The following is a 13,208-nucleotide window of genomic DNA, read 5'->3' as shown; positions in this document are numbered from 1 at the left end:
AAGTATCCTTTAACTGTAGTTAGCAATAACTAACTCATGGAGGAATTATGATGAAAAAATTATTGTTAATCATAGTGGTTGCTATGATGACTGCGTGTGCAGGAAATAAACCAAGTATGACAACGGGTTCTACAAAGGAATCAGATAAACTAAATGTTGTGGTGACAACTTCATTCTTGGAAGACATGGTAAATGTGCTAGTGGGAGACAAGGTTAATACACAACTCATTATCCCGGCAGGAGAAGATCCACATACCTACGAGGCTAAGCCTGAAGATAATACAAAATTACAAAATGCGGATTTGGTGTTATACCATGGATTACATTTTGAAGGAAAGATGGTTGAACTGCTTGAAGCCATTGGTGCGGTGTCCGTATCACAGAACTTTGACGAATCAAAAGTTGGTCGAATGGAAGAAAATGGAGAAACGATTATTGATCCTCACTTCTGGTTTGATATCGACTTATACAAACAAGCAACACAAGAGGCCGCAAAAGCACTTGAGGATAAACTGCCAGATTTAAAAGATGAAATTGAAGAGAACCTGCAGGCATATCTTAAGAAGTTGGATGAATTAGATGCGTATAATCGTGAACAACTCAATCAGATTCCAGCAGATCGTAGAATTCTAATTACACCACATGATGCGTTTAACTATTTCTCACGCCGTTATGGTATTACCGTAAAAGCACCACAGGGTGTTAGTACAGATGCGGAATTATCCAATAGTGATATGGCAGAAACTGCGGCGTATATCGTTGAACATCAGGTAAAGGCTATCTTTGCGGAAACAACAACTGACCCTGCACGCATGGAGAAGTTAAAGGAATCGTGTAAGGCAAAGGGATTTGATGTGAAGGTAGTAGGTGGTGAGGGGAAGGAATTGTTCAGTGACTCTTTAGCACCTAAGGGACAGCCTGGAGATACGTATATTGATATGTATCGTTTCAATGTTGATCTTATCGTATCAAACCTCAAGTAAAGGAGGATCTATATGAGCTATATACATGTCGAAGATTTAACGGTTTCATATGGAGAAAGTCCTGTACTATGGGATGTGGATGTTGATATCGAAAGAAATGCAATCACAGCAATCGTAGGCCCAAATGGTGCAGGGAAATCGACGTTATTGAAATGCATTCTCGGTTTTATAAAGTCTATTTCAGGTGTGATTACAATCGATGGTAAAAGTCTTGCGGATGTGCGGAAACAGATTGCGTATATCCCACAGGTATCTGCCGTCAATTGGAATTTCCCTATCCGTGTAAAAGATGTAGTTCTAATGGGACGCTACGCTAGTCTTGGATGGCTGAAATGGCCGCGTAAAAAAGATAAGGAACTGGCACACCAAGCCCTTTGTGAAATGGGAATCGAAGAGTTTGAGAATCGTCAGATATCACAACTATCCGGCGGACAGAAACAACGTGTCTTTATCGCTAGAGCACTTTGTCATGATGCTGATTTGATTGTGATGGATGAACCGCTTGCAGGGGTTGATCAAACCAGTGAACAAATCATCATGGATAAAATCAAGGAACTACAAAAAGCTGGTAAGACAATTGTTTGTGTACACCATGACCTACATACACTAAAGGAATACTTTGATCATGTCGTATTTATCAATAAATATGTTATAGCAAATGGCAAAATAGATGATGTATTGACAGAAGAAAACATTAGAAAGACGTATCAAAATGGAAAATATAACACAGATACTATTCTCTTATGATTTCTTGGTTGTGGCGATTGGTACAGTATTACTAGCGATTCCAAGTGCGATTGTAGGATGCTTTAGCGTTTATAAGGGACAAAGTTTAATGGCAGATGCAGTAGGGCATGCATCCTATCCTGGGGTAGTCATTGCGTTTATGTTATTTTCGATACGTAGTTCTGTGATACTAACACTAGGTGCTGCGGTGGTTGGTATTCTTGCATATCTTACAATTCAGATGATTCGTAAACACAGTGTGATTGATTTCGATGCGGCATTAGCGATTACCCTTACAGGTTTCTTTGGACTTGGAATGGTATTAAAGAGTTACTTACAAGGAAATTCTTCATACATGCGTGCATCGCAAGCAGGATTGAAGAACTATATCTTTGGTTCTGCAGCATTTATCATGAAGGAAGATATTATCATGATTGCGATATGTGCAATCATCGCAACAGTATTATTGGTTTTATTCTATAAAGAATTAGTGGCTAGTATCTTTGACCCACAATTTGCAAGTTCGATTGGGATTTCGATGCCTATCGTCAGTGGTGTCTTGTTACTGATGATGGTGATGTTTATCGTTGTTGGATTAAAGTGCATTGGTGCAATTTTGATTTCTTCATTTTTAACAATGCCGTGTATCTGTGCAAACCAACATTCTAGAAATCTCAAGCAGGTATTATGTATCGCAGCTGGCGTAGCTGGAGTCTCCGCATTCATAGGAACCTTTCTTTCAACCGCATATAGTGGAATTGCGACAGGCCCAATGGTGATACTCTGTATGGGTACATTTACAATATTGTCTATGATATTTGGTAAGTATGGTTTGATTGCACAAAGAAAACGTAGAAAGGATACGAAATCATGTCAGAAGTATTGTTAACACTGATGGTAACAGCCATTGGATGTGCAATTCTGGGACCCGTTCTTATCCTTCGAAAATTAGCAATGACGGCAGATGCACTATCACATTCCGTATTGTTAGGTATTGTAGTCGCATTCTTCTTTGTGCCAGATTTACGTTCCATATGGTTAGTGATTAGTGCATCCATCTTTGGTGTATTTACGATATGGCTCGTGGAAGAATTATCTCGTCATCGTTTGGTAGAACGTGATGATGCATTAGCGATTGTCTTTCCTGTATTCTTTGCGTTAGCTGTACTACTAATCACGAAGTTCTTCCGGAATACCCATCTAGATGTAGAGATTGTATTAATGGGTAATCCGCTCTTTACACCATTTATTCGACAATTTGGAATACCAAAGTCGCTATTTGAGATGTTAGTGATTACAGCAATGAATGGGATATTCTTACTAGTGAATTATCAAAAGTTGAAGATATCAATCTTTGACCCAGAGTATGCACAATTAATCGGAATACCAGTCACGTATTTATATCGTGTGTTAATGGTTTTGGTATCCGTTACCTGCGTTGTGGCGTTTAATAGTGTTGGTGGTATTTTAGTGATTTCATATTTTGTGGCACCTGCGGCAGCCGCATGTATGATTACAAAAGACCTAAAGATCACAATACTTGTATCGATACTCTTTGCGATTATCAATTCATGGCTAGGATACCATTTCGCAATTTTGTGGAATGTATCCGTCTCTGGTATGTGTAGTTTGGCAGGAATGATTATAGTAGTATTGGGTATTATCTTCCATCGAAATGGCATGTTAAGACAATGGGCAAAGTCTTTTGTGAATCATGAAAAGTTCTGTGAAGATTTACTACTAGTTCATCTCTATCGTCACAAGGGTAATGCGATTGAACTAGGTTATCAAACAATTCATCAACATCTTAACTGGTCAAATAAAATCACGGATGATCGTATCGAAAGATTAATCAAGCGTGCGTACGTTGTGCGTGATGATTCAAAGCAGTTATATTCCTTGACAGAAAAAGGAATCACATACGTCACAAAACAATTATTTCAATAGAATTTATGGATATGACAGAAAATGTTATATCCATTTTTGTTTTGCTTGTTAGGCGGTATAATAAGCATAAAGAATTGAGGTGTTTGAAGTGAAAATATTTGAACAATTTCCACAGTATGAAGATGGGTTTATAGTATTACGTCGTTTTGTACAGGAAGATGCAAAATATCTTTCGGAAGTATATGAAGTAAGACTAACAAAACGTCAAGCAGAGAAAACAATAGAGAATTATGAAAAGTCTTACCATGATAAGGATGAAGTGATTCTAGGTATCTTTGGTAAAGAGGATGAACAATTAAAGGGTATTATTGAGATTTACGATATTCATGAAACTGAACTTTCTATCGGTTATATGATTGTCGAGAAGTATCGTCACCAAACATATGCTAAGAATAGTGTGTATCTTCTAACGAAGAAACTGATTGATGATTATGGAATTACATGCATACATGCAAATTGTCATGTGGATAATCTCTATTCTATCCGTGTATTAGAACATAATGGGTATGAAAGACTTGGACAAGATGAGGATGAGTACGTTTATGAATATAAGCCAAAACAATTAGTTCAAGATTCATTTAATCAAAATGAGAAGACAATTGTGCTTGCTGGTGGATGTTTCTGGGGTGTTGAAAAGGTATTTAAAGCGTTAGATGGTGTTGTTGAAACAACCACCGGATATGCAAATGGCATCACAGAGAATCCAACCTATGAAGAGGTATGCCGTAATGAAACGGGATATAAGGAAGCGGTAAAGGTTGTTTATCAACCGGATGTAGTTTCTTTATCTACCATTATCCGTGCATTCTTCTTATGTATTGATCCACGTCAACGTAATCGTCAAGGGAATGACTTTGGTACACAATACCAAACAGGTATTTACTATGTAGATGAGAAGGATCTTGATGATATCAAGCCAATTTATGCTAGTGAAAGAATGAAGTATGATCATTTCTTTGTGGAATTAGAGCCACTTAAAAACTTTTATACTGCTGAAGAATATCATCAGGATTATCTTGACAAGCATCCAAATGGGTATTGCCATATCACTGCTTTTGAGATGGAAGAGGTAAAGAAGTTAAATCAACAGCCATGTCAAATTACAGTTATTCTTCCATCTGAAAAAGAGCTGAGATTAGAAGTAAAGAAAAATACGACGATCGCCCAGCTTATTCAAGAAGTAAATACAGAACACCGTATTTATGCTGCACTCATCAATCATAAGCACGTACACTTTAGCGAGTGTGTTCACAATCAAGACGTGATTGAACTACAGGATATTTGTGCATCGTATGGAAATACCTGTTATCAATCTACATTAACACTTCTATATTTGAAGGCAATTCATGATGTAATGGGTAAGAATGTAACAGTTACGATTGCTAACTCATTATCCAAGGGATTATTCACTGTGATTCATGCTGGGAATGTGACAGATGCTCTTGCAAAAGAAATCGAAGCACGTATGCATGAACTTGTAGAGGATAAGCTAGAGATTACAGAAGAGTATGTAGACCGTGATAGAGCCATCCAACTTCTACAGGATGCTAAGGATAAGAAGAGCGTAGACCTATTAAATACCGCAAGTGATTTAAAGAATGTCTATATTATTACACTTGCGGATGAGAAGATGATGTCTTTTGTACATGCATTACCATTTACAAGCGATATCCCATTTTTTGAGGTACGTCGTTATCGCAATGGATTATTATTACGTTTCCCACACCCAAACTACCCAGATCAGATTCCTCCATATGAGGAACAGAAATCACTGTACGATGCTTTCTCTGAGGAAACACAATGGGAGAAGCTATTAAAGGTTAGCTTTGCATCTGATTTGAATCGCATGATTGAAAAGAAGGAACCCAAGGATTTAATCATGTTAAGTGAAGCGTTACATGAAAAGAAGATTGCGATGATTGCGGAACAAATTCAAAGCGCAAAGAAGAGAATTATTTTAATCGCAGGACCATCTTCATCTGGAAAGACAACATTTGCTAAGCGTCTATGTATCCAGCTGAAAGTGATAGGTTTAAATCCGTTGTATCTTGGAACAGATGATTACTTTGTCAATCGTGATGAAATGATTCTAGATGAAAATGGGAAATATGATTTTGAGGCGCTTGAAGCAGTTGATCTTCATCTGTTTGAAACACAGATGAATGCATTACTGCATGGTGAGAAAGTGGATTTACCAGAATTTGATTTTATTACTGGTAAGAAGATATTCGGGAAGAGAATTATTTCCATTGATGCTTCACAACCAATTGTGATTGAAGGCATTCATGGTCTTAATCCACAACTTACAGAAGGGATTGATGATAGTGAGAAGTTTAAAATCTATATCAGTCCTTTAACACAGATTAATCTTGATGCGCATCATCGTATCCCAACGACAGATGCACGCATGTTAAGAAGAATGGTTCGAGATAATCGTACACGCGGACGCGATGGTGCGGTTACCATTTCATCATGGCCATCAGTACGTCATGGGGAAGAAAAGTATATCTTCCCATTCAATAAGGAAGCTGACGTATTCTTTAATAGCCAGTGTGTATATGAACTAGCAGTATTAAAGAAATATGCAACACCACTATTAGAAAAAGTACAGCCTGACCAGGCTGAATATGCAGAAGCACAGAGGATGTTACAATTCCTTTCTTGCTTTAAGTCAATTGATGATGACGGTATCATTGCGAATAATTCAATTATTCGTGAATTTATTGGTGGTTCTATTCTAGTTTCCTAAAAAGGATGCTCGAGCCTTCTTTCAATTTGAAATTATGTTTGGTAAAATATAAGTTTATCAGAAGGAGGGGGAAAGAATATGTCGAAGGATAAATTCCCGACGAAATTAAGCATGATATGGCATTTTTTAAGGGGATCCAAAGTATATTTTGGTGTGTCTATCCTCTTTGCCTGTCTTGTTTCGTTATTAGAATTAATTAATCCAAGAATTATTGCGTTTACTGTAGACTCAGTAATCGATCATAAAGAAGTTGTATTACCAGAACTAATTCAGAACTGTCTTGATGCGATAGGTGGGATAACGTTTTTACGGCATAACCTTTGGGTAATCGCAATCGTTGTAGTGATTGTTGCGTTACTTGCGGTATCTTGTCGTTACTTCTTTCAGTCATTTACAGCGATGGGATCTGAGAAATTAGTAAAGACAATGCGTGATGACTTATTTACACATATCATGCATTTACCATTTAAGTGGCATAGTGAAAATCACACTGGTGATATTATTCAAAGATGTACATCAGATGTAGATACAATTAAAGGTTTCTTATCTGAACAGTTAATCTACCTTGTGCGTATCATTATCTTGATTGTGTTGGTGCTATTCTTTATGTTTTCAATCAATGTAAAGTTAGCACTAGCCACATCCGCTTTTATTCCAATTATTGTCGGATATAGCTTGTTCTTCCACGCAAAGATCGGAAATGCATTTGAAGTTGCGGATGAAGAAGAGGGTAAGCTGTCGTCGATTGCCCAGGAAAACTTAACAGGTGTACGTGTTGTTCGTGCATTTGGTCGTGAAGCGTATGAACGCGAACGTTTTGAAAAACAAAATGAACACTACACAAATATGTGGACACATTTGATGAGACTGTTATCTGCGTTCTGGATGTCATCTGACATGATTTCTAATTTACAGATGCTAGTGGTTATTTCATATGGTGCTATCATCACGGTAAATAATGGGATGTCTGCAGGTAACTATATTGCCTTTATTGCATATAATTCATTATTGTTATGGCCTGTACGTTCTTTGGGAAGAACAATTGCGAATATGTCAAAGGCTGGTATTTCTATCGACCGTTTACGTTACATTATGAATTCTGAAATGGAAGAGGATAAGCCAAATGCGGTTACCCCTGATTTACTACAGGATATCGAATTTAAAAATGTATCCTATCAGTATGAAAATGGATCGTCTGAAGTATTGGAAAATGTTTCTTTCAAAATTAAAGCAGGAACGACATTTGGTATTTTAGGTGGAACAGGTTCAGGTAAATCTACACTGATGTATCTGTTAGACCGTCTATATAGGTTACCTGATGATCATGGTCAAATTACAATCGGTGGTGTTGATATCAGAGATATGAAAGCTGAGTGGATCCGTCAGAATATCGGTATGGTATTACAGGAGCCATATCTCTTCTCTCGCTCTTTATCGGAGAATATCAAGATTGCCAAACAGTCCGCAGATATGAAGGAAATTCGTACAGCTGCAAAGATTGCATCTTTGGATGAAGCTATCACACATTTTAAAGAGGGATATAACACATACGTTGGCGAACGTGGTGTTACACTTTCTGGTGGTCAGAAGCAGCGTGCTGCAATTGCACAGATGTTGATACGGAAACCACCAATCATGATCTTTGATGACTCTCTTTCTGCAGTCGATGCCGAAACGGATGCGAAGATTAGAGCAGGTCTCGAAGATAATATTTCTGAATCAACTGTTATCTTGATTTCACATCGTATTACAACTTTAATGGCAGCTGATCATATTATTGTTTTAGATAAAGGTAGGGTTGTAGAAGAAGGTACACATGAACAACTGTTAAAGAAACAGGGAATTTATCGGCGTATCTTTGAGATGCAATCACAACAGGGTGAGTAGGGAGGTATCGTATGCAAGAAGAAAATAAAAATATATCACTTCCATACTTTGGCATTCCGAAGATTCTACCATTTGCGAAAAAGTATAAGTACAGAATCATTGCGATGATTTTGATGGGATTATTTTCGAGTTTAGTAGATTCATGTTATCCACTATTCAACCAGTATGCATTAAATCACTATGTTGGAGAGAATACTCTAGATACACTTGGGCAATTTATTTTACTTTACATTGGAATATTGATTGTTCAAGTTATACTGAACTTTATTAGTGTCTTCTGGGTATCAAAAACAGAGTTAGATTTAAATCGTGATCTTAGAAATACTTCATTTAATCATTTACAGGAACTATCATTTGCGTACTTTAACCAAAACAATGTTGGTTACATTCATGCAAGAGTAATGAGTGATAGTGGTAAGATTGGTGAACTGATGTCATGGCGTATGATGGATGTTGTTTGGAATGGATCGTATATTCTATTCGTTATGATTAATATGGTGAGAATTAGTTGGAGACTTGCATGCATGGTGTTTGTGCTAGTCCCATTTGCAGTATTTATTATCGCCTTCTTCCAGAAACGACTCGTAAAACTCAATCGTCACATTCGTGAATTAAATTCTCAAATTACAAGCGACTTTAATGAAGGTATTACAGGTGCTAGATCAATCAAGACAATGGTGATTGAAAGTATCATTGGAGATGGATTTAGAAACGATACAGAACAGATGCGTCATGTGTCTGTGCAAGCTGCACGCTATCAGGCATTCTTCTATTCCACAGTTACGATGATGAGCTCTATCGCTCTTGCGATTGTAATGTGGCAGGGTGGTAAACTGACAGTTAATAACATGATGTTAATTGGTACATTATCTGTATTTATGAGTTATGCACTTGGTATTATGGATCCACTGCATAGTGTGATTACTACGATATCTTCACTTGTGTCGATTCAAGTAAATATTGAACGCTTTGATCGATTAGTAAACACAGAGTCAGATGTTGCGGACTCACCAGAAGTTATCGCAAAGTATGGAGATACCTTCAATCCCAAGAAGGAAAATTGGGAACCACTTATTGGTGATGTAGCGTTCAAGAATGTGGACTTCAAGTATCCAGATGGAGATGAGATGGTCTTAGAAAACTTTAATCTTGATGTACCGCATGGAACAAATGTCGCAATTGTTGGTGAAACAGGGGCTGGTAAATCGACACTTGTAAATCTAGTTTGTCGTTTCTTTGAACCAACAAGGGGCCAAGTTCTCATTGATGGAAGAGATGCTAGAGAGCGTTCACAGCTTTGGCTACATTCCAACATCGGCTACGTTTTACAAACACCACACTTATTCTCTGGAACAGTCAGAGATAATCTGCGCTATGGTAAGCCGGATGCGACGGATGAAGAAATCATGCGTGCATTGGATCTTGTTTCTGCAAAGTTTGTGATTGAGAAGATGGAGAAGGGCTTAGACAGTGATGTTGGTGAAGGTGGAGGAATGTTATCCACTGGTGAAAAACAGCTCTTATCCTTCGCTCGTGCAATCTTAGCAGATCCACGCATCTTAGTATTGGATGAAGCGACAGCATCGATTGACACTCTTACAGAAAAAGCAATTCAAGATGCGATTGATACAGTTATCAAGGGAAGAACATCCTTTGTGATTGCACACCGATTATCTACGATTGTAAATGCGGATGTTATCTTGGTTGTTCGTGATGGTAAGATTATTGAACGTGGTACACATTCAGAACTCATGAAACAAAGAGGTTACTATTATGAACTCTATACACGTCAATATGAAGAGATGGTATTAGATACTGTTTCATAAATAAAATGAAGGAGGATATTCTGCCTTCATTTTTGTATGGTTAAAAATAGCTATATATGATGGTATTACTATGTATGATAAGGGAATTATCACTTTTCAAAAGTATGAAAAACCGATAAAATGTACTAAATGAATCCTGACTTTAGAGTTAAACATTAAAAAATGGTGTAAAACTACAGATTAGAATCTATAGTTCAACACCTTTTTTAGTTTTGTTGGAGATAAAAAATAATTGTCTAAAGGTAATCCTGTCATGTCTGATAATTCGGTAATGAAGTTGGTTCCTATGGATATGTTTGTATAACTGTCTTCTCCTTCAACGAACTGGAATCCTTTGTAGAATTCATTCAGTTCTGAAGAAGAATATTTGTTTTCCAAGACTTTGAATTGAAATATTCTCTGCAGCAGTACAGTAAGATAACATATTAAGAAATGTCCCTTGATCGTATTCTCAAGCTGTAAATAAACAGGTCTTGCATCTAGGTCTGATTTCATGATTCTGAATGATTCTTCTATCCTCCACAGGTTGTGGTATGTTTCATATATCTGTCTGGCATCCACCTTTGTTTCAGATGTGACAAGCATATTGTAACCGGCCAGTTTCAAGTCATTATCTATCGTTTCCTGATTGATGATGGCCTTTACTTTATCTTCTGTTTCTTCTCCGTTTGAAGTAGATCTGAAAGTGACATATTTTGCGCTTTCCCCATATTCATTTTTCTTTACAAGTGATACGGACAGACCTTTGGCTTTTTCTACAAGCTTGTTTATTTCATATTTGTGTTTTCTTGCCAGTGTCGGATTGTATGTGACGACTCTTTTTTCTTTGATGTTTACTTTTTTCTTTTTTCCGCTTTCATCTGTATATGTGTATGGAAATTCATCGATACATTCTTTACAGTAATAAATGATCTTGCCATTTCTGTCCTTGATTGCTTTGTAGTCATTAGGTAGTAGAACCCATACCTTTTCTGTTTCAGGCAGCTGCTTGACTGATTTGGAAAAGAGATATCCATCGCCGTTTGCCAAAGCTGAAAGTATATTCTCTGAACAGTTCAGTCCCTTGTCCGCTACCCGTATCGTTTTTCCGTGTACTTCATGTCTTTCCTTCAAGTCTTTCAGTACATCTTTCAATACAGGCTTTTCTGATTCATTTCCAGGATACAGCTTCATACCAACAGGAATTTGATTCGCATCCAGCAGTAAGCCCAGCCCAATGACAGGAGCTTTCCTGTTTTCTTTGCTTGGACCCTTTCTTCTGAAGTCATCTTCTCTGTCAATTTCAAAATAGAAGTTTGTACAGTCAAAATAGGTGATAGCAGTATCTATGGAATATTTGTCTTTGACTCTCGAAGTGAACAGTTCAACAATTTTCTCATAGTCATTTCCATAAAATGCCAGGGCACTCAATAGTTGATCGTAGTTGAATGCATAAGGAATATGAAGCTGAGGAAGGATTTCATAATATGTTTTGTATTTACTGCAGGGAGAAACACAACGAGCATATACAAGAAGAGAAAGAACTTCATAAAGTTCAAATTCAAAATCGGTAGTGAATTTATACAGATCAATAAACTTCTTGATATCAAGATCTTCAAGAATGGATTTCAAAGGGAAATAGCCAAGATATCTTCTTGGAGAAACGGAAGTAATTTTCTTGATCTTATCTTGCTTGTTATACAGATTCATTTTTTCTACTTCATCTTTGTAGAAAGCAACAGGATCATCAATACCGGCAGCTTTCAGTTTAGAAACAGAACCAAGAGACCTGATACAACGATGTTTGGTACCTTTGGTAGCAGGAGAATAAAAAGATTCATAAACAGCGAGATACGTATTGTTTTGTTGTTTAGCAACCTTAAGGAAATAAGCCATAAAACACCCTCCTATATAATACACCATTACACCATTAAAAGGAATAGATAAAAATGAATTTGTCAAGTTTTTGAACAATAAGAAAAGCCCATCAATACTGGACTTGAATTACTTTATTAAAAATGTGCTCCTAAAGATTAATGGTGCTAACTTCTAAAGACGGGTTTTCAAAAGTATGAAAAACCGATAAAATGTACTAAATGAATAGATATTATTATTGTGTGCTATAAAAATCTAGAGGCAGTTTGAGGGATATTATGAAAGAAAAATTGTATATCATTATTCCTTGCTATAATGAGCAGGAAGTATTACCAATTACTTCTAAATTATTTTTAGAAGAATTAATAAAACTAATTGAAAAGAATAAGATTAGTGATGATAGCCGCATCTTATTTGTAAATGATGGGAGTAAAGATAATACTTGGCAGATTATTAACGATTTATCGAAGAGTGATCAGCATTTTATTGGAATTTCACAAAGTAGAAATAGGGGACATCAGAATACTGTATTAGCGGGATTAATGGAAGCAAAAGATTGTGCGGATATAACGATCTCGATTGACTGTGATGGCCAGGATGATATTACAGCCATGGAAAAGATGGTAGATGCATATCATGATGGCTGTGAAATTGTATATGGTGTTAGAAGTTCAAGAGAAACAGATACATTTTTTAAAAGATTCACAGCTCAGTCATTTTATAAGGTTTTAAATTACATGGGTGCTGAAGTGATTTATAATCATGCGGATTATAGATTGGTATCCTCACGAGTTTTAAATGAATTCGCAAATTTTAAAGAAGTAAATCTATTCTTACGTGGAATGTTTCCGTTGGTTGGGTTTAAGAGTACTTCAGTTCTTTATGAAAGGCATATACGTATTGCGGGAGAATCACATTATCCATTATCAAAGATGATTGCTCTAGCTTTTGATGGTATCACTAGTTTAAGTACTAAGCCAATTCGATTAATTACATATTTTGGATTAATCGTATCGCTTATTAGTTTTATTGGTGTAGTATGGGCTATTGTATCGCGTTTTCTAGGTACAACTATTGCTGGGTGGTCAAGTACACTGGCAATCATGTGCTTCTTGGGAGGCGTGCAGTTGATTTCCCTTGGGGTGATTGGTGAATATGTAGGCAAAGTATATTTGGAAGTGAAAAAACGGCCACGGTATATTATTAGTGAACGAACATGGGAGAATGAAATATAGT

At 36.8% G+C, this 13,208-nt stretch carries 9 protein-coding genes; 8 read left to right on the top strand and 1 reads right to left on the bottom strand.

Annotated elements, in window-relative coordinates:
- Positions 1-50: 50 nt before the first annotated feature.
- The 7 genes from RGT18_RS11465 (at position 51) to RGT18_RS11435 (ending at position 10,118) form a co-directional block, all read left to right on the top strand.
- Positions 51-983, top strand: a complete 933-nt coding sequence (locus RGT18_RS11465) for a metal ABC transporter solute-binding protein, Zn/Mn family (protein ID WP_028078165.1) — start codon at positions 51-53, stop codon at positions 981-983.
- Positions 984-995: 12 nt separating this feature from the next.
- Positions 996-1,730 (top strand): metal ABC transporter ATP-binding protein, encoded by a 735-nt coding sequence (locus RGT18_RS11460; RefSeq protein WP_028078164.1) that lies wholly within the window; start codon positions 996-998, stop codon positions 1,728-1,730.
- Positions 1,696-2,598, top strand: a complete 903-nt coding sequence (locus tag RGT18_RS11455) for a metal ABC transporter permease (protein ID WP_006525866.1) — start codon at positions 1,696-1,698, stop codon at positions 2,596-2,598. Before RGT18_RS11460 ends, RGT18_RS11455 begins: the two co-directional genes overlap by 35 nt.
- Complete coding sequence (locus RGT18_RS11450; RefSeq protein WP_028078163.1) at positions 2,580-3,656, top strand: metal ABC transporter permease; 1,077 nt, start codon at positions 2,580-2,582, stop codon at positions 3,654-3,656. The genes RGT18_RS11455 and RGT18_RS11450 overlap by 19 nt, the downstream gene beginning before the upstream one ends.
- A gap of 88 nt (positions 3,657-3,744) precedes the next feature.
- Positions 3,745-6,405 carry a peptide-methionine (S)-S-oxide reductase MsrA gene (gene msrA / locus RGT18_RS11445; protein ID WP_156022818.1) on the top strand — a complete coding sequence of 887 codons (2,661 nt, stop codon included), beginning with the start codon at positions 3,745-3,747 and terminating at the stop codon, positions 6,403-6,405.
- 78 nt (positions 6,406-6,483) lie between these two features.
- Positions 6,484-8,292: an ABC transporter ATP-binding protein gene (locus RGT18_RS11440; protein WP_037403902.1), complete on the top strand. Its 1,809-nt coding sequence runs from the start codon at positions 6,484-6,486 to the stop codon at positions 8,290-8,292.
- A gap of 11 nt (positions 8,293-8,303) precedes the next feature.
- Positions 8,304-10,118 (top strand): ABC transporter ATP-binding protein, encoded by a 1,815-nt coding sequence (locus RGT18_RS11435; RefSeq protein ID WP_028078160.1) that lies wholly within the window; start codon positions 8,304-8,306, stop codon positions 10,116-10,118.
- A 180-nt stretch (positions 10,119-10,298) separates the two neighbouring features.
- Here RGT18_RS11435 and RGT18_RS11430 read toward each other — a convergent pair whose 3' ends face one another.
- Positions 10,299-11,993, bottom strand: a complete 1,695-nt coding sequence (locus tag RGT18_RS11430; RefSeq protein WP_338176270.1) for an IS1634 family transposase — start codon at positions 11,991-11,993, stop codon at positions 10,299-10,301.
- A gap of 257 nt (positions 11,994-12,250) precedes the next feature.
- On the opposite strand from RGT18_RS11430, the gene RGT18_RS11425 reads away from it, so the two are divergent.
- The gene (locus tag RGT18_RS11425; RefSeq protein WP_028078789.1) at positions 12,251-13,207 is read left to right on the top strand and encodes a glycosyltransferase family 2 protein; all 957 of its coding nucleotides are present in this window, start codon (positions 12,251-12,253) and stop codon (positions 13,205-13,207) included.
- Position 13,208: the final 1 nt, after the last annotated feature.

The organism is Solobacterium moorei (assembly GCF_036323475.1).
In the GTDB taxonomy this organism is placed as follows: Bacteria; Bacillota_I; Bacilli_A; order Erysipelotrichales; family Erysipelotrichaceae; genus Bulleidia; species Bulleidia moorei.
The sequence above is the reverse complement of the archived record's forward strand: the minus strand, read 5'-3'. Positions and strand labels throughout refer to the sequence as shown.

Coding starts and splice junctions, on each gene's coding strand:
- RGT18_RS11455 (WP_006525866.1), top strand. CDS start 1,696: ATGGAAAATATAACACAGATACTATTCTCTTATGATTTCTTGGTTGTG.
- RGT18_RS11460 (WP_028078164.1), top strand. CDS start 996: ATGAGCTATATACATGTCGAAGATTTAACGGTTTCATATGGAGAAAGT.
- RGT18_RS11465 (WP_028078165.1), top strand. CDS start 51: ATGAAAAAATTATTGTTAATCATAGTGGTTGCTATGATGACTGCGTGT.
- RGT18_RS11440 (WP_037403902.1), top strand. CDS start 6,484: ATGTCGAAGGATAAATTCCCGACGAAATTAAGCATGATATGGCATTTT.
- RGT18_RS11425 (WP_028078789.1), top strand. CDS start 12,251: ATGAAAGAAAAATTGTATATCATTATTCCTTGCTATAATGAGCAGGAA.
- RGT18_RS11435 (WP_028078160.1), top strand. CDS start 8,304: ATGCAAGAAGAAAATAAAAATATATCACTTCCATACTTTGGCATTCCG.
- RGT18_RS11430 (WP_338176270.1), bottom strand. CDS start 11,993: ATGGCTTATTTCCTTAAGGTTGCTAAACAACAAAACAATACGTATCTC.
- RGT18_RS11450 (WP_028078163.1), top strand. CDS start 2,580: ATGTCAGAAGTATTGTTAACACTGATGGTAACAGCCATTGGATGTGCA.